Here is a 23,095-nt window from a genome sequence, read left to right as displayed (position 1 = left end):
TGATTCCTGATTCTCGCCCTACGTCAAACGGCGGACTTGCTGTTAGCTACTGGCCTCACCCAACCCTGGCACGTAGGGCCACGACATCGTCCACCGGTAGCGGATAGTGCACGGCGGGGCTCCACCCGCAGCGGCCAGCGTTCGTGCAACGTCGTTCGACTCAGGCTGGTCAAGGCTCCCCTTGAAGAACCCTCCACCGTGAATCCACACGATCGTCGCAGATTTGACCTGCGTGGTGCCGTCGGGCGGGAAGTACCAGCGCACCGGTATGTGGCCGTGCGGACCCTGGATCACGCTGTCAACCGTGTCGACCGTCGTCGAGTCTTCGTCGAGCGACTTCACGTCGCCCTGTGCTGGGGTGTGCTAATCCGCAACGACCGACTGCTCCCCATGCGTGAACCCTAGCGCGAGTCCGCCTCATGGGTACATGGCCACTAGGCCTAGCCATTTTAATGTATGGTGTGTATTTATATATAGGCCATGTGTTTAGGGAGCGCAATGTCAGTAGCGATGAGCCTCCTCGCGATGGTGGCCGAGGGACCGCGATACGGGTACGAGTTACGTGCCGAGTTCGATCGCAGAACGAGTGCCCGGTGGCCGCTGAATATCGGTCAGGTCTATAAGACTTTAGATCGACTCGAGCGTGAAGGTCTCGTCGAAAAAAGTATCGGCACGGACGCCGACGGCCACGTCTTCTATACGGTCACTACAGCTGGTGTGGCCGCCTCAAGTGCCTGGTTACAGCAGGCCGATCCGGTTCCCACCCGATCCCGTGACGATCTCGCCATCAAGGTTGCCATTGCTGTGACGTTGCCCGGGGTCGACGTGGCTGCGCTTTTACGCGCCCAACGCAATGCAGCCATCACTCGGCTACAGCAACTCACCCGCGAATTAGGTGGGGAACCCGTCCGCTCCGCGCAGGATCTCGCCTCTCGCATCGTGAGCGACGCCTTACTGATCGAGGCGGAAACTCAATTGCGATGGCTCGATCAGGTCTCCGATCGCGTTCGCGACGCGACCGCCCGCAGCATCTCACTGGCCATTCCTTTTGATACCGAGCGGCCTCGCCGCGGCCGACCCCGAGCAAACAGATCCACAGATCCCATGGACATCCCCGGAGGAAAGACCAACGATGACTGAAACTCTGAAATTGACCGATGTCTCCCGCGACTATGGCCACGGTGATCTGCGAGTACGAGCCCTCGACGGCGTCAGCCTCACAGTGCGAGCCGGCGAGCTGATTGCTGTGATGGGACCGTCGGGCTCGGGCAAGTCCACGCTGCTCGGCATTGCCGGCGGGATGGAACACCCGAGTAGTGGTGAGGTCATCGTTGATGGAACGCCGGTCCGGTCACTCAATGCCCAGGCTCTGGCCGCTGTCCGGCGGTGGTCCATTGGGTTCATCTTCCAGAACTACAACCTGATCCCGATTCTCACGGTGCTGGAGAACGTTGCCGTTCCCCTGGAATTGGATGATTGGGGTGGGCTGGTTGGCCTCGCTCGTCGCCGCGGTGCGAGCATCCGCTATCGACGTGACGATGGTATTGCGAGATGCCCCGCGACCAGCCCGGTCGACGACTCGACGGGCGCGTGGGGGACTCATTATTTCGGCGAGCGGCTGTGCAGCTCTCCTCGTCGTTGGTGCGCTCGGGTTCGCGGGAGGAATGCTCCCTGACGGACTGCCCGCCATCCTTCTACGCTCTGTGAGCGGGCTACTCACTGCGCCCGCGGCACTGACGATCGTGGTCGGTGCGGTCCTCGCCTTCCCCGCGCTGATCCGCTGGACCGCCCGCGGGCCCGCACGCCTCCCGGGTGTTTCCGGGCTCGCAGCGCGCATCGCCGCACGCGACGCGGAACGAAGCGGTGCGCGTTCGGGAGCCGCAGCGGCATCCATCATGCTCGTCACCTTTATCGTCGGTGGCTACCTCACCTTCTTTGCCGCGAGCGACGCGTGGTCGGTCACAGACCACGTCTGGCAACTCCAACGAGACCAGGTCAAGGTCGATCTAGTCGTGCCCACACGGTGGGACCCGATCGAGCGAGACGTCATCAGCGACCCCGACGCTGTCGCCGCGGCCCTCTCGGATGGTGTCGATGCCACCGAGGTTCGCGTACTCAGCGGCGTGCTCGGCCCGTTCTGGGGTTCACCTGTCGATGACTTCGAAGGGTACAGCGGTCGGCAAACGATGGTGTTTCCTCCGGAAGGTCTTCCTCTGCCCCAGACCGCCGACGAAGGGATCTGCGAGCTATCGTTCGAGGAAAGCCGTCTGAACGAAGCGCTCTGCGCTCCTGAGACACTCGATCGCTTCGAGTTCGCACCAACCCAGCCCACCATCTGGGTCGGCGACGCTGCCGACCTCGCGTTGATTCTGGGCCAAGCACCAGATGTCGACACCCTCACTGCGCTGGAAGCAGGCACGGCTATCGTGTTAAAGCCCCGATACCTTGCTGCCAATGACACCGTCACCATTCAATGGTGGGGTGCAAACCAGTTCGTTCCCGAGGACGAGCCGAACGAGTTCCTGCCCGCGGGCCAGCCCCTCAACTCGGTACGCCTCGCCGGCACCACCGTCCCCATGGACCACCCCCTGGGATATGGCATCTTCATCAGCCCCGCAGCCGCCGAATCGGCGGGACTCGCGGCCGTTCCGGCCCGCGCGCTGGCTCAGGCTCCACCTGGCCTGACCTACGAAAAAATCAATAGCGTCGATCTCAGCGGCTTCCCCGGGGATTTGTGGCTCGAAGCAGAAATGGGACCGAGCACCGGTGATCGAGCCTGGTACTGGGGTGCCGTACTGCTCGCTGCAGGGCTGATAGCAGCGATCGCAATCGCATCCATCGGACTTTCCCGAGCCGAAGGTCGTCAGATCGATCGGACTTTGGCCGTGCTCGGCGCCACGCGAACTCTTCGCCGGAGAATCAACGGTTGGTACTCGCTGTTCGTCGTCGGCATAGGGTCCGTCACTGGCACTCTTTGCGGGGCGCTCGTGGTGGTCGGGTACTCGTTGACTCTCCCCTCACGCGCCGACCTCCCTTACACCGAGCTCGCAATCATCGGACTGGGTGTCCCGCTGTTCACCGCGCTGATCACTGCGCTGCTGCCGGGATCGTCTTCGAATCAACCAATACCACGATGAGAAAACCCCAGTCCCGTAAGCGGAACGTCTTACGGGCCGTTTTCGGTGAGCGCTCAGCGAGCTGTTGCCTCGTGCCTCGCCGAAGTCATCGCGCTGCTATGCCACGGGCGTTCCCTCGGCGGGTATCTCGGTGACGACGCGGAACAGATCTCTACTGCCATGAATCGAACGAAACGACAGACAGCAATAAGGTGAACCTCATTCAATGTGTCACAAACACCGGATCGATCCTCGGGCTGGTCGCTGGGCACTCAATGCTCTCTAGGTGCTGCGACACCAAAGGGGCGCGCTGCGGAGCTGCTGCTTCGTTCGTGTGATAGTTGTCTGATGGATTCCACACGCTCGGTGCCGCCGTTTCGCCGCCGTCGATTCATTGCGGCAGTCGTCGCTGTCGTCGTCCTTGGCTCCGCTGGGTACAGCACGGCTGCGCTTACCCAGCCGATGCCGACCGCGACCGCGACACTCACGGTACCGGTCATCGAAACAGGCGCTGCCGCGCAGATCGCCTGGCCGTCGGTCGGCCGTGGAGCGCTCGGTGCGGTCGGGTTCGACGGTGTCCTGAGTTCCAGCGGTGGCGAAGACCCCTTCCCGATTGCAAGCCTCGCAAAGATGATCACCTCGCTCGTTGTGTTGGAGCACAAGCCCATCGTCGCCGGCGAGAATGGTCCGGACATCCACATCACTGACGATGACGTCCAATGGCTCGACGACACGATCGCAGAAAACGGTTCTTGGGCACCGGTCGTTTCCAGATCCGTGTTCACGCAACGGCAGGTGCTGGAAGTGATGATGCTGCCCTCAGCCAACAACTACAGCAAGACACTCGCGATCTGGGCATTCGGGAGCGTCGGTGCATTCCTCGACGCCACCCGGACGTGGCTTGCCGATCATGGGCTCACCGGTACCACGCTTACCAACACGAGCGGGCTTGGAGCCTCCAACGTGAGCACCACGAGGGACCTGGTTGAGATCGGCAAGCTGGCTCTTGCGAACCCAGTACTGGCGGGAGTCGTGTCCGAGAAGACGGCGATACTGCCCAACATCGGAGAGATCGAAAACCTCAACAGCCTGCTCGGCACGGCAGGAATCACGGGCATGAAGACCGGGACCGACTACGATTCAGGCTCGTGCATCCTCTTCTCGGCCGAAGTGCCGGTGGGGGCTACGATCATCACCGTGGTCGGAGCGATCCTCGGGGCAGACACCTGGCGAGAGCGCAACGCGGCTCTCCTCGATGTCCTCTCGAGCGTTCCACCCGCCTTCGAACGCGTCCAGCTCGTCACAGCAGGTGATCGTGTGGGCGCGTACTCACCCGAGTGGATCAACGGCGCCATGAACAGCAGCGATGTCGTGGCCGGCACAGACGCGTCGGCCCTCGTCTGGAAAGGCACAACCGTCACAGCAACGGCAACAGCACTGTCCCTGGAGGACGGCTCGACCGGTTCCACTGTCGGCTCGCTCGAATTCACACTCAGCGCGGCCTCACAAGATCAAGGCACGTCGATCCGCGTCCCGCTCACGCTCGCCGCCGACATCACCCCCGCCACCGCCTGGCACCGCCTCACCAACCCAGCCTTGTAGCAACGCGACCCGACTTCGGGATCGGCCGGATGGGTTGATCCCGAAGGCGGGTCGCTTCGAGGACGGTGGCGGTGGCGTCATCTATGAGGTTCGCGGGACGGACGTCGATGACCTCGCCGTCTCCGTTGCGATGCCCTGGCTTTATGGTCGCGGAGTTCGAGCGCGACCTCATCGTGCAGCGCACCAAAGAAGGGTTAGCGATCGCCAAGGCCAACGGCCGGCTACTGGGTACCAAGCCTAAGCTGAGTGATCGTCGCGCGAAGGAGCTCAGGGACGATTTCGACAGTGGCGACTACACCCTCGCGGAGTTGGCCGAAGACTACCGCGTGTCCCGAGCCACGATCTACAGAACCTTGAAGCGAGCAGTAGGGTCGCAATGAACCTGGACCTCGCAGGCACAACCACCCTTCACGAAACGGAGTCCTCTTGAAGCTCTTGCTGACGTCGGGCGGTGTCACGAATCCGAGCATCCACTCGGCTCTGGTGGAGCTACTCGGCAAGCCGATCGCCGAGTGTCACGCTTTGGTCGTCCCCACTGCTCAGTGGGGCCACCCGATGTGCGGACCGGCGTCGGTGCGGAGCCTGGTAGCTGCCGAGCCCGACTACCGGCACTTCTCCGGTCTTGGCTGGGCGTCGCTGGGTGTCCTCGAGCTAACGGCACTGCCCACCATCGGCGCGGAGCGATGGGTCCCCTGGGTCCAGAAGGCCGACGTGCTCCTTGTCGACGGCGGCGACGCGACGTATCTGTGCCACTGGATGCGGGAATCCGGACTGGCCGACCTGATGCCTTCGCTGCCCCACACGGTCTGGGTGGGAGTCAGCGCAGGAAGCATGGTGATGACGCCCCGGATCGGGGAGTACTTCGTCGAGTGGCCGTCCGCTCCGGACGACCGCACTCTCGGAGTCGTCGACTTCTCGATCTTCCCGCACCTCGACGCTTTCCCGACGAACACCCTGGGCGACGCAGAACGGTGGGCCGCCAGCATTGGTGGCCCGGCCTACGCCATCGACGAACAGACGGCCATAAAGGTCGTCGACGGCTCCGTCCAAGTGGTCTCCGAAGGACAATGGACGAAGTTCGGGCCTCGACCGACCTGACGACTTCGTGAACCTGACGGCCCGGCGCCCCACGATCGCAATGCCACGCCTGTGACGACGATCTACAGGAGCCTGAAACGATCCGGGGAGCATGCGTGAAGCGAGGTATCGGACGCATTAATTGCCGAACCGAGGACGGCGCCGAGCGGGCGACCTCCCCCACGAGTGCTGGCTGCCACCGCCAGTGGGCAGTTCCTCATGGCCCTTGACGCTCAGTGGCGGTATTGCCTGTTGAATCCATTATCACTGCTAGCAGTGCACCAATGGATGGGCCCGACCGCCGGTTCTTCGAAACGCGTTTGGACGGTCTCGAAAAGCACCTCACGACGATGTTCCCAGCCGCGAACGAATGCCCTGACAGGAAGAAGGAGCATGATGTCCCAGACACGCACTGAAAGAAGCTTTACCCTGACCCGCATCCTGCGGGCACCGCGCAATATCGTTTTCAAGGCTTGGACTGAGCCGGAAAACCTCGCCTGGTTTTACAACCCCGCTATGCCCACTCCCACGGCGCCTATCCAGGTTGATCTCAGAGTTGGCGGCGTATGGCGTCAACAAATGGTGGTCGATGACGATCTTCAATACCCCACCGGCGGGGTATACCTCGAAGTCGTTCCAGACGAACGGTTGGTCTTTCGGTGGGGAGCGGCTGGAGGATGGCCAGAGCTCGTCGGAGACCGCGAGCTCGAAGCACCGATCGTGACCGTCAACCTCCGCGACGTCGCAGAAGGCACACACCTCGAACTCACTGTCGCTTTTCCCAAGCAGCTGGCGGATGAGGAGGTGCGCGACCTCATGGAAGGCGGCACCCGTGATGGATGGAGCGCCACAATTGACCGAGTTGCACATAGCACCGCCATCACCACCTGGCACATTCGCCAATCCAATCCGCACGTGTGATGAGCAGGGGACTGCTGAACATGGGTGACGCACAACTGCTCGCACAGTTAGCGAACGAGCGCCAGCATGTGCTGCGAGCGGTTGACGGGCTGGCGGAGGATGCGATGCATCGGGTGATAGTTCCGTCTGGTTGGACGATCACGCGGCTTCTCAACCACCTCGCCTACGACGACGAGAGGTTCTGGAGCTCGGCCGTTCTAAGTGGTGACGTGAGAGCGATCGAAGCCCTTCACGACGGCTGGGCATCGGACCCGATGACGGGCGCGGAAGCAATCGAAACATACAAGCGCGAGATCGCTCGGAGCGACGAGGTGCTCAGGAGAATCGATTTCGACGCCCTTCCCCGGTGGAGGCCTCCAGCCAGCGTCTTCGAGGCACCACCGCTGCCTAACGGGCGCGAGGTCGTGTTTCGCGTCCTTGCTGAGACCTCAGTGCACGCAGGCCACCTTGACATCATGCGCGAGCTCATCGATGGTCATCAGAACCTCGTCGTTGGATAACTCCCAAAATGGGGTTCAAGCGACGTCAACGGGCACCGGCCGGGCAGGACGCTGAATCTTTTTCTGCATAGGAGGCAAAGATTTTTCGCCGGAATGTCCTGCCCGTCGCCATCGAGCGGAGCTGGTTTCCGTGATGAGCCCGGCCGGCTCGAGTACGTTCAGGTGGCGTGAGATAAAAAGCACGCTGATCGTGTGCGGGGCGGCGAGTTCGGTAACTGTCGCCTCTCCTTTTTGCCGCTGCTCCATTAGTGCGCGGCGCGTTGGATCAGTCAGCGCTAGAAAGACCGTGCTCAAGCCATCCATTTGCGCTTCAGTGTAATTACGTTCTAGCGAAATTATTAGCCCCGAGTTCCTCAGGAATCAGCGGCTCCCATAATCCGTACTGATCGAACAGTTGAAGATCTATGTCGAGGATGAAGCACGCAGTGGATGTGCTCATGACTGTGGTGTTGGCTTCCTCCGGGGCCGACGCTGCTATACGCACCTTGCCCGTGATCCGGCTGCCCTCTTGAGAAACATCCTCGACGGTGACTCGTACGGAGGTGTCGGCCGAGGACAAACGCGCCTTCTTGATCACGTCCACCACCGCGTCCGCATCGACCAATTCGTGACGCGGCTGGCTGCCGTCGCTGTTATGAAACAGAAGCCATCTGATGTCTTGGTTGAGGCTGCTGACGCTGACCTGCACCACCCAGGCAGCAGCCGCGTCTCGGGTCCACGAAGCCACCTCTGTTGGTGGTGACCACGCCGCGAGGGGGTGGGGGCAGTCGACTGGTGAGGAGGTGACCTTGTGGCCCGTCCGCTCTATCGACGCGCACGCTGTGCCCACCACTATTTCCTCGGTACTGAATCCTCGTTTGGGATCAGAGCTGTAAGGTCCCGGTCCGGGGCCGGGTACGTCCCTCCTCCAGAGAGCGATCCGGGCACGATCGACGGACGAGTCGATGACGCGATAAACCTCTCCTGAAGAGGTGAAGCGTGCACGCAAGTCGGCGCTCGGTTCATTGAACTCGCGCAAATCAGCCATTGTCGAAACCTCGCTGAACCCAGCGATCTCCGGAATGTACTCGCTCAACTCGGCGGAAATCTCCGCCCGCCCATCACCTCCGCTGAACAGTGCTGCCAGGGTGATCCCGCCCAGCGAGACACCGACAAGGCCGAGCCACGTCATCCGGCCGGGCGGGCGGCGTCCCGGTGTCGTCGCGCCGGCATACGGCTCGCCGCGACTCAAAACGTAATCCAATAGACACCGAGCGAACCCACTGCGAAGCGGGCGACTCGAAGCAAGACGATGACCGCTATTGCGATGGTCAGCCAGAGCCACCATCGACGGCCGGTATTCGCGATGGCCAACGCGATAAGGATGGGGACGGAGAGATATATCACGGACACGACCAGTAGGGCAGCGGCGGACCCCAGGGAAGATACGTCCCTTACTGAGACGATGCTGGCCACCTCAGGGAACAAGGAAATGGCTGTGGTGATGGTTCCAATAACTCCGACCGCCCAAGCGAGCACGAACTGGATAGTGCGTGCAGGTCGCGGTTTGTTGGCGATCATGCGAGTTCGGAGACGAGCAGTCGCGTGGTGTCGGCTATCACTTCATTGTTACCTTTTGCGTTGGGGTCGTTGGTCCGGGTAAGGATGCACAAAGCGATGGGGTCAGTGTCGTCTTGCCAGAGGATGCCAGCGTCGTTGACGATGCCATAACCTCCTGCACCGGTCTTATCCGCGAGTTCGTATGAGCCGGTCAGTCCCGCGCGTGCCCGGGTGCTCGAGGTGCTATTACGGAGCATCCAGTCGTGGAGCTTGCTTCGGGCAAGTTGTCCGGCTCCTCCGTCGACGAGGAGCGCACGCAGAACGGCCACCATGTCATCAGCGGTGGTTGTGTCCCGCGGATCGTCGGGAAGTCCCTCATTGAGTTCGGGTTCGATGCGATCCAACCGGGTGGCGGTGGCGCCGAAAGAACCAACGACTCGGGCGATGGTTTTTGGCCCGCCAATTTCTCGCAACAAGAGGTTCCCTGCGGTGTTGTCCGAGAAGCGAAGCGCTGCATCCGCCATCTCATCCGGGGTCATCGTCAAAGTCGTCAGCTTGGAGGCGACAGGTGAATTTACGACGATATCTGCTGCAGTGAATGGGATCGGGGTGTTCCAGTACTGCTCGTCATAGCCACGTTCACTCACTAGTGCGCCGACGGCAATGACTTTAAACAGCGAGCACATCGGAAACAAGTCTGTCGATCGATGCTGGACGCGTCGGTTCGTACCGAGATTGACCGCGGTCACGGCGATGGTCACACCAGACTGCATTTCGAGGTCTTCGATTCGTCGGTTGAAGGCGTCGGTGGTGGCTCGAGGAACGGGTGCGGTCGAGCATCCGGCCAGCGCGAGCATCGCTGCCCCACCGACTAGGAGAGCGCGCCGCGTTGGGCCGGAAGGAAGAGTAGTTGCCATGGCGACACTCTTCGGGACAAACTGTAGTCAGTCCAATCATTATCAAGCGCTACTGATTCCGTTAGGGAATAGACAAGAATCCTCGTATGGACATCGTTGCTGGCTGCGAAGCGTTCGTGAGCGTAAGTCGAAGAGGAAGCTTCACCTACGGCGCCGCCGAGTGCGGTATCCCGCAGTCCGTAGCGAGCAAACGCATCGCGTCACTAGAGGACCATCTCGGTGGCCAGCTTCTTGATCGGACGACCCGGCGAGTCGAGCTGACCGAGCTCGGTCGGACTCTGCTTCCATCCGCATCGGCGATCGTGTCACTTGCGGAGGGGCTACGCGATCAGGCAAGACGACAACTACACCGGCCCGTCACCTTAATGATGCCGACGGCCCTCGCTGTGGCAGATCTGTCACAGATAGCAATAGCGGCCCGTAAACACGACTTCGCACTGCGAATCGAGACGGCAGAGCCTGCTGTGCGAGGCGAGATGGTCAGGGTCGGGCAAGCGGAGTACGCCGTGCAGCCGGTACCGGCGGCGGATGCGGTGTGGCAAGTAAATCTCGGTGTGGCATCCGCACAAACTACGGGAGATAGCCAGTTTCAACTCGAATCGATCCGAGTGCGACGAGGCGAGATGAAACGACCGACGCGCAAGCTGTGGATTCAAACCGAAGACAACGTCCCGCACATTCGCGATCGCATCACCTGGCTGGCGAACTCGATCTCGTTGCAGCCCGGCCAGCTGAAAGTCGCCGACACATTGATTGAAGCGGTCGTCGGCGTGGCAGGCAGCAAAGACCTGCTCCTGTGCTCGGAGCGAGAAGCAGACCACCTGCAACTTCACTGGCGGCCCATTCGAGAGCTGCACCTCGTACGGGGCTACGCTCTCGCAAGCAGAACCGGCGAACGCGACGCCGAACTGCTCGACGGAAGCGCTTCTCCCATCGCTTGCGCTCTTGGCGGTCGAATCATATGAAACACCTCCAGCAGATCCTCGCTGACGCAGAAAATCAACTCGAAGAAGCCGGACTACGCGGGGGCTTCCTCGTCCGAGACCTCGACACCGGCACCGAGATCGGGATCGAACCAGACACCATCTTCCCCATCGCATCACTGGTAAAAGTGCCTCTCGCTCTCACTGTTCTCGAGATGATCCGAACCGGCGATTTGGACCCGGCACGCACGATCGAACTTCTTCCCGAAAACCGAACACCCGGGCTGACCGGGCTCTGCACCTTCCAATACCCGACCAAGGTCGCAGTATTCGACCTCGTCTCCCTCGCGCTTTCCATCAGTGATGACACCGCCGCCGACGCACTATTCGACATTTGCACGCCGCGCATGGTCGATCACCATATGCAGCAGCTGCACATACCCGGCCTCCGTATCCGCCACACCATCCGCACTCTCTACCAAACTCTCGCCGAGCGGCTCGCCCCACACGAGGCCCACCTCGCCCACACCCTAGCCATCCAGGCAGGCACACCGGGCGGAGGACACCTCATCCCGCAACTCGACATCACTCAAGCCAACGCCGGCTCGGCGCGAAGCTTCGTCAACCTCCTCGAGCAGATCTGGATCCACTCAGCCCCTAGCCCCGAAACGGCATTCACCACCCAACAAATGATGAGCACAAACCTGATGCGGCACCGCCTCACGCCTGACTTTGCAACCGGAACATCCCGCTGGGCATCGAAAACCGGCACCTTCCTCAACCTCCGACACGAGGTAGGAGTCGTCGAGCACAACGACGGCACCCGATTCGCCGTCGCCGCCCTCACCGAATCACGAGTCCCGACCGCCACACAACCAGCCGCCGAACAAACACTCGGACACATAGCCCGCACACTTCACGACACCATCAGATAACAGCAGGTGAATACACTCGAGACTGCGAAAGCGTCTTGCAAATCCAGGGTTTCGAAACGGACCTCCCGGGCGACGAGCCACTGCGGATGTTAACGATACACAGCAGGATCGGAAGGTGCTAACAGCGCTCCGATCAGCAATCGTCCTATCGTGCGAAGGTCACGTGGATTGTGCCACTCTCGGCCACTTCCGTCGTCACCGTGTGGGTGAGGTCGAGGCGGGGCAGGCCGTCCCACAGTCGAGTGCCCCGGCCGAGGAGGATCGGGGCGACCATGAGATGCAAGTGATCGACCAGGCCGGCGCGCAGGAAGTCGCGCGCGGTGCCGACTCCACCGCCGACGCGCACGTCCAGGCCTCCGGCAGCCTCGGTCGCCTCCGCCAGCACGTCCTCGATTGCGGCGTTGCGGAAGTGGAACGTTGTTCCGCCCTCCATCGGGATCGACGGACGCGGTGCGGTGTGGGTGAGGACGTAGACCGGGGTGCCGAACGGCGGCTGGCTACCCCACCAGCCCTTCCAGTCCGGATCGTCGGGAAACGAGTGCAGGCCGAACATGGTCGCGCCCATGATCTCGGCGCCGACGCCCTCGAAGAACGCGGCGGCGTAGGAGTCGTCGATGCCGGTCGTGCCGGTGCCGCTGGTGTCGTCGAAGACGCGCTCGTGAAACGTGCGGGTCGCGGCGTAGGCCGCAGTGAGGCGCCCCCAGTCCTCACCCATCGGATTTTCGGGGGCGTGGTCGGTCGTCGAGGTAAAGCCGTCCAGCGAGATGAACAGGTCGATGCGAACGCGGGTCACGTCAGGTTTCCTTCCGGGTGGTACGGGTCATGTGGATGCCGAGCCGGTCGGCTCGGTGTTCTGCGGGGGTTCGTTGCTCCCCAAGCCACAGGTGTAGGACGTCGAGGGCGCCCGGTCGCAGGCTCATGGTGCGGACGCGCCCATGCTTCTGTGACGTGACCAGTCCCGCGTTCTCGAGGACGCGCAGGTGCTGCATGAGCGACGGCAACGCCATCGAGAACGGTGCGGCGAGTTCGGACACGACTGCTGGGGACTTCGCCAACCGTTCCACGACAGCCCGGCGCGTCGGATCCGCGAGAGCGCGGAGCACGGCATCGAGCTCGTCATCATACTTAGGCACATACCTAATTTTTATTGCAGGGCAGGGATTCGTCAACCGGCTCACGCCAGGAACGTGTCTCGCGTTTGAAGAGTGTCCGGAATTGATCGTTTAGCACCAGTGTCATTTTCCGAAGTCGTCTGCACAACGGCCCCTGTGTTTCCGGGGTTGTGCAGGCGAGAGTGTGTCGAGGGCAATGAGGAATTGGGCGTTCTTCATGGTCCGTGACAGATAACATCCGCGATAGCTTCAGTCGCGTCCGAGAGTTGTGGCTGGTGCATGCGGTACATCTTGTCGGAACAGTTGTCGTAGATAGCCGATGCCGGCAGCGATGTGGAACAAGGCGCCGACCACCAAACCGACCTGTCCGATCAACAAGGCCAATTCCATCCCTGGGATGAGGCCGACCGTGACGATGGACGTGCTGATCATAATGAGCGCGGTGCGAATCTTTCCGATCCAGGTGACCGAGAGCTGATGGTTCCGGTGTCGTGCCAGGAAGACGCTTCCGACGATCAGATCGACGAGGAGGATGACGATGATTACCGACCAGGGAATTGCACCGATGATCGTTAGTGTGATGCCAAGGCAGCCGATTCCCAATCGGTCGGCGATCGGGTCGAGGATCTCCCCGAGCCGGGTCTCTTGGCCGAGCCGCCGAGCGAGGAATCCGTCTACCCAATCCGTCGCGCCGAAGAGCACCGTGAGAGTGGCAGCTGTGAGCGGCTGAGCCCCCGACAACAGAAGGGCCACGATCGGGACGATCAGGACGAATCGGTTAACGGTGAAGAGATTTGGGATGGTCCACCACTCGGGTCGCGGCCGGAGAGTCCGATCTTTCGTATTCATGCGGTTCTCCGCCTCTGCCGGATAACGAAGAACCCAACAGCGGCAGCCACCGCTACCGCGATCGCAGGGATGGTCGTGTGATTGGCGAATTCAACAAACGCGAAACCAAGCGCGGCGCCGCCCAGCACCCAGAGAAGCGACCAGATGACGGCTGCGGTGCCGGAGGCGAGAGCGAACCGCCGGTAGCTCATGGGTGACGCTCCGGCTGCTGCGGCGACCAAGGTTCGAACGCCGGGCAGGAGACGAGCGACGATGATGAGCCAGAAACCGCGTCGTTTGACGAAATCGGTAGCCGCGTCCCAACGATCGACTCCGATTCTCCGCACCACCCGTGTGTTCACCATCTTCACGCCGAGTTTCCGTCCGATGAAGTACCCGATGTGGTCGCCAATGAATGCCCCGGCGGCAGCGACGAGTACGGCAAAGATCAGAAGAGGACTTTCACGGAGGGCGACCGCGGCGAACACCAGGACGGTTTCCCCCGGCAGAATGGCACCGAGGCCGAAGGCCGCGTCCACGATCGAGGCAATGAAGACGATCGCAAGGATGATTCCGATGTACTCACTGACGGAGTCAAGGAACAAAGTGATGTTTTCAAGCATGCAAGAAACGCTAGAAAAGCGCCGCTACCGTCGATAGTGACAAAGGTGAAGCCCCGAACTAACGAAGGCGAGTTCTTTCGCCTGCCAGGTCTCCCTAGGGTGGGAGGATGCTCGACAACAATCCGACCCCGCACACACGACGTGCGCGCAATACCAACACGACAGTCGCTGCTGTTGTTGGAGCCTTACTCGGAGTCGCATCTCCGTGGACGGACGGCTCGGGTCCGATGCTGATAGGTACCACCGCGATCATCGTCGGCTTCTGCGCCTCTTTGTGGAAGCCGTCCTTCGGCGTCGTGATGGTCGCCGTGGCGGCCTCGCTCATCGCTGCGACACTGTGCGGACTGATCTCGAGTCCATCGTGGGCCGGTGCCATCCTCGGACTCGTCCGCGGCACGATTTACACCCTGTGCCTCGTCGTCCCTGTTCTGACGGTCGCCGCGCTTCGCGGACGGCGGGCCTATCTCCAGCGCGGCTGGGATCTGGCCCTCGCCGAGGCACGGGAACACGATGCTCGCGTCGAGCAGGCCGTGATGCGGGAACGAGACGCGATGGCTAGTGAAATCCACGACGGGTTAGGGCATCGGTTGACGCTGATCGCCGTCCAAGCCGGCCGCCTCTCCCTGGACGACACATTGCCAGCAACGGCGAGAACTGAGCTGCAAAGCATCCGGGCCAATGCCGCCGCCGCGTCCGACGAACTCGGCGAGACCGTTCGACTGATTACCGAAAGAGACTCCGGCATCACCGCCTCGCTGAGCGGCCTCAGCATTGAAGACGTACTCGAGCGCGCGCAATCCTCCGGTATCGAGGTAAACAGCACCCTCGCGACAGACATCGAGCGATTTACCAACAATTACTCTCGCGCCGCTCTCCTCCGGGTACTGCAGGAAGGACTCACGAACGCCGCAAAACACGCACCAGGCACGAAGGTGAACATCGACATCGACATCGACATCGACGGAGACGAAGTCGAGTTACGCATTCGCAACCCCGATCACGGCACGACACCGTCCCTACTCGTGACGGGCCACGGCATCCTCGCCTTGCGACACCGAGTCGGGATCCTTGGCGGAACCCTGGACGTGAATCGTAGCGAAGACTTCACCCTCACAGTCCGACTTCCAAGGTCGGCAACTCCATCCTCAGCCGCCACCAGTACGCACGAATCTCGGACCGAGCTTGTCACCGCCGCGGACAGCAGCTCCGACCGGAAACGCCGTCGCACAACACGGGCCGCCTGGCTCGTTCCCATCGTTCTCCTCTCCACCGCAGCGCTAAGCGCGATCGGTTACTTCGCTTATGCCAACGTCGCGTCAGTCCTGCCTCCCGAACGGTTCGCCGCCATCAACACCGGTGACACCCGCACCAAAACCGAGCTCCTTCTTCCGGCAGTGGAAATGCTCGACGCCCCGCGAACGTCTCTGGCTCAGCCCCCGAGATCGACGTGCGAGTTTTATGAGGCCTCGATAAGTTTCTTCGACCGCGACGACGTCTTCCGAATCTGCTTCGTCAACAACCGCGTTCTCTCCATCGACACGATCCTCGCCCCATGACTGGAAATCTAACCGGTGACACCCCGTCCGACAGCCCTCACCAGCAGAGAGACGGTCTAATACGAGTCCTTCTTGCCGATGACGATCAGCTCGTGCGCGCTGGGATCGCCGGCATCCTCTCCACGGCCCCGGATATTGTAATCACCGCCGAAGCCTCAGACGGAACCGAAGCGCTCGAACTGGCTCGACGGCACTCGCTAGACGTCGTCGTTCTCGATATCCAGATGCCCAGGCTTGACGGTATCCGCACCCTTGAACAGCTGCGGCGCGAGCAGCCACACGTGCCGGTCGCAATGCTGACCACGTTCTCCGATGAGGCCTACATTGCAGAGGCCATCACCCTCGGTGCGCTCGGCTTTTTCCTGAAATCGGATGACCCGCGTCACTTGATCGGCGGCGTCCGCGCTCTCGCAGGCGGCGGTGCCGCATTCTCACCGCGGGTCGGCCGGTGGCTGGTCCGCCAGGAAACCGGCGCCCGTTTCGGCCGCTCAACACGAGCCCAATCAACTGTGCGCGAACTAACCCACCGACAACGCGAACTGCTCGCCGGAATCGGGCGAGGCCAGTCGAATGCCCAGATCGCGAAATCCCTGCACCTTTCGGAAGGCACGGTGAAGCAGTACCTCAGTGTGCTCTTCACAGCACTTGGCGCCGAGAATCGTGTGCAGGCGGCGATCATCGCATACGAAGCCGAGCTCCTCAACGAACGCCCATAAGACGTTGGCGGTTTCAAATGGTGGAAGCAACAGGAAATCTTCCCATCAACACCGTCATATAGATCCGAAGACCCCCAACTGTCGGCTGTGGCTGCTTGACTATCGACATGGACGCCGCATCATTTTCTCCTGCTGGATACAACGCCGAATTCCTTCAGATCCTTCTGCAGCTCCCCGTCCCTCCTGCGGAAAACCTGATTCGTGAACTGCCGTGCACACATTTCACAGTACTTCTGGACCCTGCACGGCGCCTCGCGATCGCGACCGGTGTCAACATCGACGGTGATCAGCTCGTTGACGTTGACCGAGGCGACAACTGGCACCTCGACCCGCGTATCCCGGCCCACGAACAGGCCGGGGAAGGCGTCTACGCCAGAAACGACCTCGACAGCGGACACCTCGTCCGGCGCCAAGGCCCAGTCTGGGGCAACAAAACAATAGCCAGGCAAGCGAATTACGATACCTTCGCCTACACCAACGCCGCCCCCAAGCCACAGACTTTAACCAATCGAAACAACTCTGGCTCGGCCTCGAGGACCACGTCCTCACCTACGCACGCACCAACGCTAACCGCATCAGCGTCTTCACCGCTCCCGTGCTCTCAGCCCAGGATCCGACATACCGCGGCGTGAAGATCCCACAAGAGTTCTGGAAGATCGCAGCATGGACAACGACCACGGAAGACTCCGCCGTTCTGCACGCTGCCGGATTCGTCCTCGACCAAAGCCCACAATTAGAAGACATCGACCTTGACACGGTCCGCACTCCCGCCCTCCTCGACAGCACTCCCCCGCCGCTTGGACCGTACCGCACCTACCAAGTACCCATCGTCGACATCATCGACCTCACCGGGCTCAACCTGACCGCCCTATCCGAAGCAGACGTCTACGCCCGGGCCCCAACCATCCGAGAAGTCACCGATCGTCGACAGCGCTGGGTCGAACTGGTCGACACAGCAGGAATCCACCTCTAAATCACACCGAATCGTCTATAGCCAGCTCAGTCCCCGGCGCGAAGGTAGACGTAGACGGTTTCGCGGCTGATCCCAAACTCTCGAGCAAGAACAGACTTCGGTACGCCCGCGGCAGCCGTCTCGCGCAGCTTAGCCGCACGGACCAAGTCCAGTGATGGGGTACGGCCACGGTAGACGCCACGCTTCTTGGCCAGGGCAATGCCCTCACGTTGACGTTCACGAATCAAAGACCGCTCAAACTCAGCAAACACCCCCATAACGTTCAAAAGTAGGTTTGCCATTGCATTGTCGTCTCCCGTGAAAGAGAGCTGCTCCTTCACGAACTCAACCCGGACCTTCTTTGCCGTAAGCCGGCGCACAATCAAGCGAAGGTCATCCAAGTTGCGGGCAAGACGGTCCATGGAATACACGAGAACAGTATCGCCATCTCGGACGAACCGAATCATCTCTTCCAGCTCGGGCCGGTTCTAATCCTTCCCCGACGCCTTATCCTCAAACACCCGATCGACCTTGACGTCAGCAAGCTGACGGACAGTGTTCTGATCGAGGGTACTGACTCGCACATATCCAACTCGTTGCCCTGTCATGAGACTTTTTCTCCTGTTCAGTCAGGTTGAAGTCTGAGACCCCGCACCGAAGTGTGACTCTCAGCGCTATATGGCGGCGTCCTGTGATCGATATTTGGCGCATCGATCTGGTCGCCCGCGTTAGCTCAGAGCGGGTGTCAGACTACTCCACTCGATTTGGTCTTGTGTCGAGTACATTCTCGCTCCTGTCCGTTGAGCCGCTCCGCCGCTCTCAAGGCTAGGTTCGCTGCCGGCGGCCTGCACGGGGGCGGGGGGTCGTATCGAGGATTGTGGAGGACTAAGCCAGCGCGGCGATCGAACATGTTCATGAGCGTTCCCATCGAGATGGGCAGGTCATAGCGGGTTCCAGCGGACCGTCGCGGCGGGTCAGCCGTTCTTCCGGTCATGTCTCCCAGTCGATGGGTGGCGGGGTGCCCTTAAACAGATCCGCTAGCCAGTTCTCGTCCCGTGGTGCGGTCTCTTTCGACTGGCCGGCGGGCGGGGTGTCCGAATCGCCGCGGGCGGAGCTTTTCGCTCGCAGCGGGGCAGTGACGGTGGCCGGCCTGGACACCGGCGGGTGCCGGCGAGGGTGATGAGTTTGTCCAGTTCCCCGCGGTCCGGCCACACCCCCCGGCAGATGAGGCAGACGTCAAATCTCGATGCCAGTGCGGCGAGCGACCAGCACGGCTCCGTCGTGAGGGCAGGTCATGCGTGCTCCTTTCCGTGGCTGCGGAATACGGGTACCGGCAAAGCGGTCGACTACCCCAACATCACCAAGGGATCAGGGGTTTCGAAGAAAACAGAGGGGTGAGCGGGAACCACGCGACGAGTAGTCCCCATTCGCTGACCCTTCCAGCGGGAGCCGGGAGCCGAAGTGTCGCGCGCGTGGCGCTAAACGTTTCGACGTAGACCTGCGATGGCGTCAGCTCCACACCCGCAGTGCCTGTATCCCGAATTACCGCGGCGAGCATCGCCCGACGTCGGCGATCACTGGATCCTATAAGTACGGCCGGATCGATGCTGAATCCGCCACGCTCCGGCTGCACATGCACCCCGACGTGCGCGGTCCGTTCGGCCAGCACTCGCACACCGGCGAACAGTCCCGCCCAGCGGTCCCTGTCGCGGGGAAGGATGATGTGCACACACAGGTCATCGTGGCGGGTGAGCTTGAGGAGGTCTGCAGGCCACAGAACCCCAGCTAGGGCCAGGCGGCCGTCCGGCGCTTCGTGCGCGGGGCCGCCGAGCTGGCAGTCGCGGGGAGCGTGCGTCATGGTGATCAGCTCGTTTCCGGGCAGGCCCCGTCGTGCAGCTGCACCCGGGCGCCCCAGTCATCGACCGGATGCCACACCCCGGTCGCCTCAGTGGTACGGTCGATCACCGTGAGGGCGTCCCAGAACGGGCCACCCTCAACGACGAGGCACTGTTCGTGATCCACCCTCACACCGTTGCGCCAGTCACCCAGCAGCACCCGCTCTCCTCCCTCGACCAGAGTCTCCGTATCGGATTGATCGATGACCGCCCGGACCGTTACCGGAATGTCTCCTGCATTGCGGAGACTGCTACATCCCGGCACCGGTCCCCCGCAGGTGTCCCCGACACCTGCGCTCCACGCGCCAACCAGAATACCGGCCACCGCAAGCAGCGGTAACGCAAACACCGCCGACATTGAACCTCGGCGGCGTCGTCGCACTGTCTTAGGATCAGGGGCCAGTGCCACCGAGGAGTCCAGGTCACTCATCAGAGAGATCCTTGCCGGCAGCGACGGGCACGCGTCCACGGCGGTGGAAGATTGGCTCGACCGCAGCAAGTTCCTCGTCGGTGGCGATCCGGAACACCCCTGCAGCCTCGGTATGCACTTCGCGTCGGCCTTGGCCGCGGGTGGCGCGGAAGCTGGCCACGATGGACACCGTGATGATAGTCACGACTACTGCCAGGCTGATCGTGGTGGGGATGTAAAAGACATCCAGGAGCAGCATCTTGATACCCACCCAGATCAAGACGAACGCCAGTCCGATCTTGAGGTAAATGAAGCGATGGATCAGGTCCGCGAGGAGGAAATACATCGCCCGCAGCCCCAGGATGGCGAACGCGTTCGCGGTAAAGACCAGGAACGGTTCGCTAGTAACGGCGAAGATAGCCGGGATCGAGTCGACGGCGAAGATGATGTCCGTAATTTCCACCAGCACCAGCACAGCCAGCAGCGGAGTCGCCACCATGATTCCTGCCTTGCGGACCAGGAACTTCTGCCCGTGGTACGCGTCGGTCATCGGCACGAACCGGCGAAACACCTTGAGAATGCGGGATTTTTCGGGGTGAATGTGGTCGTTGCGGGAGCGGAACATCCGCCACCCGGTGTAGATCAGGAACGCGGCGAATACGTACAGGATCCAAGAGAAGTTCTCAATCAGGGCAGCGCCGGCGGCGATGAAGATCCCGCGGAAGATCAGGGCGCCCAAGACGCCGAAGAACAGCACTCGGTGCTGGTACTCGCGCGGGACCGCGAACGCGGCGAAGATGATCGCCCAGATAAACACGTTGTCCACCGCAAGAGACTTCTCGATCAAATAGCCAGCGAAGTACTGCTGCCCGAATTCCGCCCCCCACAGCATCCACACCAGCACGCCGAACGCGACACCGAGAATCACCCACAGGATCGACCAAACGGCGGCTTCCCGCACACCGATCACATGAGCTTTGCGGTGGGCGACCAGGTCGACGGCGAGCATCAGCAGGATCACACCTAGGACAGCGAACCACGCCCACAGGGGAACAGTCATGACAAAGACCTCCACGAAATTTTCGTGAAGGTCTCATCGACCTTGCGGCCCTGCGCACCGGAACCCGCGGCGGGAACGTACTGACGATGCGGAGCGAGGATTACTCCCCTTCTGCTTTATATTGAACAGGAGAAGTGTGCTTCACGTCAAGTCGGAGTCGGCTGGGCAACAGCTGTGTAGTGTCCGCCGCTGAACGCTCGGCTATCCTCACCTTGGCAGTGCAGCAATCTGCCCGCGCGGAGGGAGGTGACGGTGAAGGCTTCGGGGCTTGATCCGGATGCCCGGTTGCGGCGCTACCCGTGGGTATCGCGGGCGCTGAACGCGGAGGCCGTCTACGGCACCGTTCTGACCGCGGGGCTGATCTCGGCATTCTCCCTCTACAATCCCGGACTGCCGGGTCTGATCGCCCGAACCGTCGGCACCGTGCTGGTGTTCTGGGGCGCGCACGTGTACGCGGAAATTGTCGGCAACCGGGAGATGAGCTGGCGTGAAGCAGTCCGCGAAGCCCTGCAACGCTCCGCCGGGCTGCTCTGGGCAATGATCGTCCCGGTAGTGTGCCTGGCCGCCGCCGCGGTATTTGGACTTTCGATGGATGCTGCCATCAACATTTCACTGTGGGGAGCGGTAGTCACGCTCGCCTTATTGGGATGGTGGGCAGCCCGACAACGCGGTGCCACCCTCCTGGCGAAGTTTGCCACCGCCGCCGGCACCGCCGGTATGGGAGTCGCTTTGATCGCCCTCAAAACGCTCGTACACTGACCGATCCCGGGCCGCGGAAAACTGGCCGATCGTACCGATGTTTTCGCAACATGCGGGCCAGGTCGCACGTACATCGACAGGGGCCGTCACAGAGAGCTACCTCGTAAGGTGTGGCCAAACGCCCAGCGGGCTGAGCCTCAGTCGAGAACGCGCCATTCGCGCACGAACTCCTCGACGGTCTTGGTTTCGAGGTCGCAGCGCACGGTCTCCAAAAGGAAGTGGGGGTCGCCGAGGTCGGCGGCAGTGCGTAGAACCACAGCTCCGCTCGCGCGCCGGCGGATGACAAGGTCGGCATCGACCTCGACATCACCCCATGCTGCACGAACCAGTGCCAACGCAAGGCGTAGCAGGCGTCGAGTGCGCGTGCCCGATGGCTCCTCGAGCTCTGCGACCAGGTGGTTTGATGCGCGATCCATTCCCCCATTTTGTCGCATAGCAAAACGCCCCGGTTGGCGTGCCCGCTGGTTGAGGTTGAGAGACGCTCCACAAATCAGTCGGACTGCAATAGGCGAGCTGAATGGCCTACGTCCCAGAGTCGCCAGAAAACTAGAACGTCCGCCGACTGGCCCGAGGTCCCGAACACAAAAAGACTTGCAGCCAGACACGCTACTTCGTTGTGGTCAATCTTCAAATGAAAGCCAATTTGGCACCGCGCCCGCCAGGGACTCTTCCTCGTCAGCCCCGACCGCCTCGAAACCCTAGGAATATAAGACGTCTCACGACCACGTCTCGGCTCCCCCGCGTTCGCCGGAAGCGCGCAGCGCGCCGATTCTCATAACTACGTCGCATAACCGCATGCCTGAACCGTGGTACTCACCATTAGTTATGAGACACCCCGGGAGCAGAAATGACGAAACTGATCGGTGTCAATTTTCGAAGTCGTCTGCACAAATGTTCGTACTCGCGCTCACACCTCACTCCAGCCACCGACGAACCTCAATTCCCGTAAGGGGAACCCCATACGGGACGAGGGTTCCTAAGTCACGCGTCTTCCCTCTTTCCTCATTGGGAACTTATAGGGCGATTAGTGTAGGCCCGGAGTGGATCGGCATCCGTGCAGGTGCATATCGCTTCGTCCAGGTCGGTTCACCTCGCCAAGCCACCCTTGAGCGCAGTCCTTTGCGATGGGAGATTCTTGGTCGTCGTGTAGGTGACGGGCGAGAGATTCTCGCCGAGCCGCGCCCCGGCTCGATAGCGACTAACTCATTGGCAATCCGTTGCACCTTGCTGCCGGCGCGAGTCGCATCGAGTAGAGAGCGCCCCTTTGTTGCGAGAGTGTCGATATCGAGTCCGGGCAAAAAATAGTATTCATCAGGCTTGAAATTTCGGAAGCCGTTATCAACTAGCGTTGAATTATGTATTCATACAATTTCTACGGCGTCGCCGCGATGGCCGGAATAGTCGCAGCATATATCGTCTGCTTCGTGCTTTTGGCTTTGCTTGGGCGATTGATACTCGTTGCAACCCAAGCACTCCGCGCTTATACTCTGGCCAAGAATCTGCAGATGGATCTGCTACTCGCGGACACAAATGACGAAGACCTAAAGAAGTAGGCCATCTAAAGAAGAACACCGCGGTGGCCACGTTTCGTCCCGTACAAGGGGCCGGCTTACGAATCAGAATACGTAACACGCCGAGGGTCGGCGAAGTCATCG

Annotated in this window: 28 protein-coding genes and 2 pseudogenes; 15 read left to right on the top strand and 15 right to left on the bottom strand. The window is 61.4% G+C overall.

The annotated features are described in order from the left end of the window. Positions 1 to 42: 42 nt before the first annotated feature. Entirely contained in the window at positions 43 to 342 is a 300-nt protein-coding gene (locus CXY70_RS00770; RefSeq protein ID WP_104190498.1) for a hypothetical protein, read from the bottom strand. A gap of 156 nt (positions 343 to 498) precedes the next feature. Here CXY70_RS00770 and CXY70_RS00765 point away from each other — a divergent pair, with 156 nt between their 5' ends. From CXY70_RS00765 to CXY70_RS00730, 8 genes are all read left to right on the top strand, one after another. Continuing rightward, on the top strand, positions 499 to 1,140 hold the full coding sequence (locus CXY70_RS00765) for a PadR family transcriptional regulator (RefSeq protein ID WP_104190497.1): 642 nt from the start codon (positions 499 to 501) through the stop codon (positions 1,138 to 1,140). Further along, positions 1,133 to 1,675 (top strand): ABC transporter ATP-binding protein, encoded by a 543-nt coding sequence (locus CXY70_RS00760; protein WP_104190496.1) that lies wholly within the window; start codon positions 1,133 to 1,135, stop codon positions 1,673 to 1,675. Before CXY70_RS00765 ends, CXY70_RS00760 begins: the two co-directional genes overlap by 8 nt. Next, on the top strand, positions 1,665 to 3,137 hold the full coding sequence (locus CXY70_RS00755) for a hypothetical protein (RefSeq protein ID WP_146066012.1): 1,473 nt from the start codon (positions 1,665 to 1,667) through the stop codon (positions 3,135 to 3,137). Before CXY70_RS00760 ends, CXY70_RS00755 begins: the two co-directional genes overlap by 11 nt. A 327-nt stretch (positions 3,138 to 3,464) precedes the next feature. Then, positions 3,465 to 4,718: a D-alanyl-D-alanine carboxypeptidase family protein gene (locus tag CXY70_RS00750; RefSeq protein WP_104190494.1), complete on the top strand. Its 1,254-nt coding sequence runs from the start codon at positions 3,465 to 3,467 to the stop codon at positions 4,716 to 4,718. A 107-nt stretch (positions 4,719 to 4,825) separates the two neighbouring features. Next, the gene (locus CXY70_RS00745; protein WP_104190502.1) at positions 4,826 to 5,098 is read left to right on the top strand and encodes a hypothetical protein; all 273 of its coding nucleotides are present in this window, start codon (positions 4,826 to 4,828) and stop codon (positions 5,096 to 5,098) included. 46 nt (positions 5,099 to 5,144) lie between these two features. After that, a complete protein-coding gene (locus CXY70_RS00740) occupies positions 5,145 to 5,816 on the top strand; it encodes a Type 1 glutamine amidotransferase-like domain-containing protein (RefSeq protein WP_104190493.1) in 672 nt (223 codons plus the stop codon). A gap of 372 nt (positions 5,817 to 6,188) precedes the next feature. Further along, entirely contained in the window at positions 6,189 to 6,716 is a 528-nt protein-coding gene (locus CXY70_RS00735) for an SRPBCC domain-containing protein (RefSeq protein ID WP_158250864.1), read from the top strand. Next, positions 6,716 to 7,216 carry a DUF664 domain-containing protein gene (locus CXY70_RS00730; protein ID WP_233205648.1) on the top strand — a complete coding sequence of 167 codons (501 nt, stop codon included), beginning with the start codon at positions 6,716 to 6,718 and terminating at the stop codon, positions 7,214 to 7,216. The genes CXY70_RS00735 and CXY70_RS00730 overlap by 1 nt, the downstream gene beginning before the upstream one ends. A gap of 15 nt (positions 7,217 to 7,231) precedes the next feature. On the opposite strand, the gene CXY70_RS18590 is transcribed toward CXY70_RS00730, so the two are convergent. The 4 genes from CXY70_RS18590 to bla are packed head-to-tail and all read right to left on the bottom strand — an operon-like array spanning position 7,232 to position 9,672. Further along, positions 7,232 to 7,519 (bottom strand): helix-turn-helix domain-containing protein, encoded by a 288-nt coding sequence (locus CXY70_RS18590; protein WP_104190491.1) that lies wholly within the window; start codon positions 7,517 to 7,519, stop codon positions 7,232 to 7,234. A gap of 16 nt (positions 7,520 to 7,535) precedes the next feature. Next, positions 7,536 to 8,447: a hypothetical protein gene (locus CXY70_RS00720; protein ID WP_146066010.1), complete on the bottom strand. Its 912-nt coding sequence runs from the start codon at positions 8,445 to 8,447 to the stop codon at positions 7,536 to 7,538. After that, the gene (locus tag CXY70_RS00715; protein WP_104190489.1) at positions 8,444 to 8,776 is read right to left on the bottom strand and encodes a hypothetical protein; all 333 of its coding nucleotides are present in this window, start codon (positions 8,774 to 8,776) and stop codon (positions 8,444 to 8,446) included. The genes CXY70_RS00720 and CXY70_RS00715 overlap by 4 nt, the downstream gene beginning before the upstream one ends. Then, positions 8,773 to 9,672: a class A beta-lactamase gene (gene bla, locus CXY70_RS00710; protein ID WP_104190488.1), complete on the bottom strand. Its 900-nt coding sequence runs from the start codon at positions 9,670 to 9,672 to the stop codon at positions 8,773 to 8,775. Before bla ends, CXY70_RS00715 begins: the two co-directional genes overlap by 4 nt. Before the next feature lie 86 nt (positions 9,673 to 9,758). Between bla and CXY70_RS00705 the strand changes: the two genes are divergently transcribed. Next, positions 9,759 to 10,637: a LysR family transcriptional regulator gene (locus tag CXY70_RS00705; protein WP_104190487.1), complete on the top strand. Its 879-nt coding sequence runs from the start codon at positions 9,759 to 9,761 to the stop codon at positions 10,635 to 10,637. Next, entirely contained in the window at positions 10,634 to 11,530 is an 897-nt protein-coding gene (locus CXY70_RS00700; protein ID WP_092342485.1) for a serine hydrolase, read from the top strand. Before CXY70_RS00705 ends, CXY70_RS00700 begins: the two co-directional genes overlap by 4 nt. A gap of 145 nt (positions 11,531 to 11,675) precedes the next feature. On the opposite strand, the gene CXY70_RS00695 is transcribed toward CXY70_RS00700, so the two are convergent. The 4 genes from CXY70_RS00695 to CXY70_RS00680 form a co-directional block, all read right to left on the bottom strand. Further along, positions 11,676 to 12,323 carry a dihydrofolate reductase family protein gene (locus CXY70_RS00695; protein ID WP_104190486.1) on the bottom strand — a complete coding sequence of 216 codons (648 nt, stop codon included), beginning with the start codon at positions 12,321 to 12,323 and terminating at the stop codon, positions 11,676 to 11,678. Between the two features lies 1 nt (position 12,324). Continuing rightward, positions 12,325 to 12,663, bottom strand: a complete 339-nt coding sequence (locus CXY70_RS00690) for a helix-turn-helix transcriptional regulator (protein ID WP_104190485.1) — start codon at positions 12,661 to 12,663, stop codon at positions 12,325 to 12,327. 228 nt (positions 12,664 to 12,891) lie between these two features. Next, positions 12,892 to 13,491 carry a CDP-alcohol phosphatidyltransferase family protein gene (locus CXY70_RS00685; protein ID WP_104190484.1) on the bottom strand — a complete coding sequence of 200 codons (600 nt, stop codon included), beginning with the start codon at positions 13,489 to 13,491 and terminating at the stop codon, positions 12,892 to 12,894. Next, complete coding sequence (locus CXY70_RS00680) at positions 13,488 to 14,093, bottom strand: DedA family protein (protein ID WP_104190483.1); 606 nt, start codon at positions 14,091 to 14,093, stop codon at positions 13,488 to 13,490. The genes CXY70_RS00685 and CXY70_RS00680 overlap by 4 nt, the downstream gene beginning before the upstream one ends. A 107-nt stretch (positions 14,094 to 14,200) precedes the next feature. Here CXY70_RS00680 and CXY70_RS00675 point away from each other — a divergent pair, with 107 nt between their 5' ends. The 3 genes and pseudogenes from CXY70_RS00675 to CXY70_RS18585 all read left to right on the top strand — a co-directional run bounded on the left by CXY70_RS00675 (position 14,201) and on the right by CXY70_RS18585 (position 17,338). Next, the gene (locus CXY70_RS00675; protein WP_104190482.1) at positions 14,201 to 15,649 is read left to right on the top strand and encodes a sensor histidine kinase; all 1,449 of its coding nucleotides are present in this window, start codon (positions 14,201 to 14,203) and stop codon (positions 15,647 to 15,649) included. Then, positions 15,646 to 16,365 carry a response regulator transcription factor gene (locus CXY70_RS00670; protein ID WP_104190481.1) on the top strand — a complete coding sequence of 240 codons (720 nt, stop codon included), beginning with the start codon at positions 15,646 to 15,648 and terminating at the stop codon, positions 16,363 to 16,365. Before CXY70_RS00675 ends, CXY70_RS00670 begins: the two co-directional genes overlap by 4 nt. Positions 16,366 to 16,472: 107 nt before the next feature. Next, positions 16,473 to 17,338: pseudogene (locus CXY70_RS18585) on the top strand (DNA/RNA non-specific endonuclease). A 26-nt stretch (positions 17,339 to 17,364) separates the two neighbouring features. Here the strand turns inward: CXY70_RS18585 and CXY70_RS00660 are convergent. The 5 genes and pseudogenes from CXY70_RS00660 to CXY70_RS00645 all read right to left on the bottom strand — a co-directional run bounded on the left by CXY70_RS00660 (position 17,365) and on the right by CXY70_RS00645 (position 20,681). Further along, a pseudogene (locus tag CXY70_RS00660) lies at positions 17,365 to 17,925 on the bottom strand (recombinase family protein). Between the two features lie 429 nt (positions 17,926 to 18,354). Beyond that, positions 18,355 to 18,531 (bottom strand): hypothetical protein, encoded by a 177-nt coding sequence (locus CXY70_RS18580; protein WP_369851294.1) that lies wholly within the window; start codon positions 18,529 to 18,531, stop codon positions 18,355 to 18,357. Between the two features lie 143 nt (positions 18,532 to 18,674). Beyond that, positions 18,675 to 19,175 carry a hypothetical protein gene (locus CXY70_RS00655; RefSeq protein ID WP_104190480.1) on the bottom strand — a complete coding sequence of 167 codons (501 nt, stop codon included), beginning with the start codon at positions 19,173 to 19,175 and terminating at the stop codon, positions 18,675 to 18,677. Positions 19,176 to 19,180: 5 nt separating this feature from the next. Then, on the bottom strand, positions 19,181 to 19,642 hold the full coding sequence (locus CXY70_RS00650; RefSeq protein ID WP_146066009.1) for a hypothetical protein: 462 nt from the start codon (positions 19,640 to 19,642) through the stop codon (positions 19,181 to 19,183). Next, a complete protein-coding gene (locus tag CXY70_RS00645; protein WP_104190500.1) occupies positions 19,635 to 20,681 on the bottom strand; it encodes a TerC family protein in 1,047 nt (348 codons plus the stop codon). Before CXY70_RS00645 ends, CXY70_RS00650 begins: the two co-directional genes overlap by 8 nt. Positions 20,682 to 20,927: 246 nt before the next feature. Here CXY70_RS00645 and CXY70_RS00640 point away from each other — a divergent pair, with 246 nt between their 5' ends. Continuing rightward, the gene (locus tag CXY70_RS00640) at positions 20,928 to 21,440 is read left to right on the top strand and encodes a hypothetical protein (RefSeq protein WP_104190478.1); all 513 of its coding nucleotides are present in this window, start codon (positions 20,928 to 20,930) and stop codon (positions 21,438 to 21,440) included. A gap of 137 nt (positions 21,441 to 21,577) precedes the next feature. Here CXY70_RS00640 and CXY70_RS00635 read toward each other — a convergent pair whose 3' ends face one another. Further along, complete coding sequence (locus CXY70_RS00635) at positions 21,578 to 21,856, bottom strand: hypothetical protein (RefSeq protein ID WP_104190477.1); 279 nt, start codon at positions 21,854 to 21,856, stop codon at positions 21,578 to 21,580. Positions 21,857 to 22,795: 939 nt separating this feature from the next. On the opposite strand from CXY70_RS00635, the gene CXY70_RS00630 reads away from it, so the two are divergent. Continuing rightward, positions 22,796 to 22,993, top strand: coding sequence for a hypothetical protein (locus tag CXY70_RS00630; RefSeq protein ID WP_104081153.1), 198 nt, complete (start codon positions 22,796 to 22,798; stop codon positions 22,991 to 22,993). Positions 22,994 to 23,095: the final 102 nt, after the last annotated feature.

The organism is Cryobacterium sp. Y82 (genome assembly GCF_002929495.1).
GTDB classification, from domain to species: Bacteria; Actinomycetota; Actinomycetes; order Actinomycetales; family Microbacteriaceae; genus Cryobacterium; species Cryobacterium serini.
This window is presented reverse-complemented; position numbering and strand designations above follow the sequence as displayed.

What these genes read in the sequence shown, in the direction of transcription:
- CXY70_RS00650 (WP_146066009.1), bottom strand. Translation starts at nt 19,642, where the DNA reads ATGAGTGACCTGGACTCCTCGGTGGCACTGGCCCCTGATCCTAAGACA.
- CXY70_RS00745 (WP_104190502.1), top strand. Translation starts at nt 4,826, where the DNA reads ATGACCTCGCCGTCTCCGTTGCGATGCCCTGGCTTTATGGTCGCGGAG.
- CXY70_RS00760 (WP_104190496.1), top strand. Translation starts at nt 1,133, where the DNA reads ATGACTGAAACTCTGAAATTGACCGATGTCTCCCGCGACTATGGCCAC.
- CXY70_RS00755 (WP_146066012.1), top strand. Translation starts at nt 1,665, where the DNA reads ATGCTCCCTGACGGACTGCCCGCCATCCTTCTACGCTCTGTGAGCGGG.
- CXY70_RS00635 (WP_104190477.1), bottom strand. Translation starts at nt 21,856, where the DNA reads ATGGATCGCGCATCAAACCACCTGGTCGCAGAGCTCGAGGAGCCATCG.
- CXY70_RS00685 (WP_104190484.1), bottom strand. Translation starts at nt 13,491, where the DNA reads ATGAATACGAAAGATCGGACTCTCCGGCCGCGACCCGAGTGGTGGACC.
- CXY70_RS00630 (WP_104081153.1), top strand. Translation starts at nt 22,796, where the DNA reads ATGTATTCATACAATTTCTACGGCGTCGCCGCGATGGCCGGAATAGTC.
- CXY70_RS00705 (WP_104190487.1), top strand. Translation starts at nt 9,759, where the DNA reads ATGGACATCGTTGCTGGCTGCGAAGCGTTCGTGAGCGTAAGTCGAAGA.
- CXY70_RS00730 (WP_233205648.1), top strand. Translation starts at nt 6,716, where the DNA reads ATGAGCAGGGGACTGCTGAACATGGGTGACGCACAACTGCTCGCACAG.
- CXY70_RS00680 (WP_104190483.1), bottom strand. Translation starts at nt 14,093, where the DNA reads ATGCTTGAAAACATCACTTTGTTCCTTGACTCCGTCAGTGAGTACATC.
- CXY70_RS00675 (WP_104190482.1), top strand. Translation starts at nt 14,201, where the DNA reads ATGCTCGACAACAATCCGACCCCGCACACACGACGTGCGCGCAATACC.
- CXY70_RS00750 (WP_104190494.1), top strand. Translation starts at nt 3,465, where the DNA reads ATGGATTCCACACGCTCGGTGCCGCCGTTTCGCCGCCGTCGATTCATT.
- CXY70_RS00765 (WP_104190497.1), top strand. Translation starts at nt 499, where the DNA reads ATGTCAGTAGCGATGAGCCTCCTCGCGATGGTGGCCGAGGGACCGCGA.
- bla (WP_104190488.1), bottom strand. Translation starts at nt 9,672, where the DNA reads ATGGCAACTACTCTTCCTTCCGGCCCAACGCGGCGCGCTCTCCTAGTC.
- CXY70_RS00735 (WP_158250864.1), top strand. Translation starts at nt 6,189, where the DNA reads ATGATGTCCCAGACACGCACTGAAAGAAGCTTTACCCTGACCCGCATC.
- CXY70_RS00700 (WP_092342485.1), top strand. Translation starts at nt 10,634, where the DNA reads ATGAAACACCTCCAGCAGATCCTCGCTGACGCAGAAAATCAACTCGAA.
- CXY70_RS18590 (WP_104190491.1), bottom strand. Translation starts at nt 7,519, where the DNA reads ATGGATGGCTTGAGCACGGTCTTTCTAGCGCTGACTGATCCAACGCGC.
- CXY70_RS00670 (WP_104190481.1), top strand. Translation starts at nt 15,646, where the DNA reads ATGACTGGAAATCTAACCGGTGACACCCCGTCCGACAGCCCTCACCAG.
- CXY70_RS00715 (WP_104190489.1), bottom strand. Translation starts at nt 8,776, where the DNA reads ATGATCGCCAACAAACCGCGACCTGCACGCACTATCCAGTTCGTGCTC.
- CXY70_RS00645 (WP_104190500.1), bottom strand. Translation starts at nt 20,681, where the DNA reads ATGACTGTTCCCCTGTGGGCGTGGTTCGCTGTCCTAGGTGTGATCCTG.
- CXY70_RS00655 (WP_104190480.1), bottom strand. Translation starts at nt 19,175, where the DNA reads ATGACGCACGCTCCCCGCGACTGCCAGCTCGGCGGCCCCGCGCACGAA.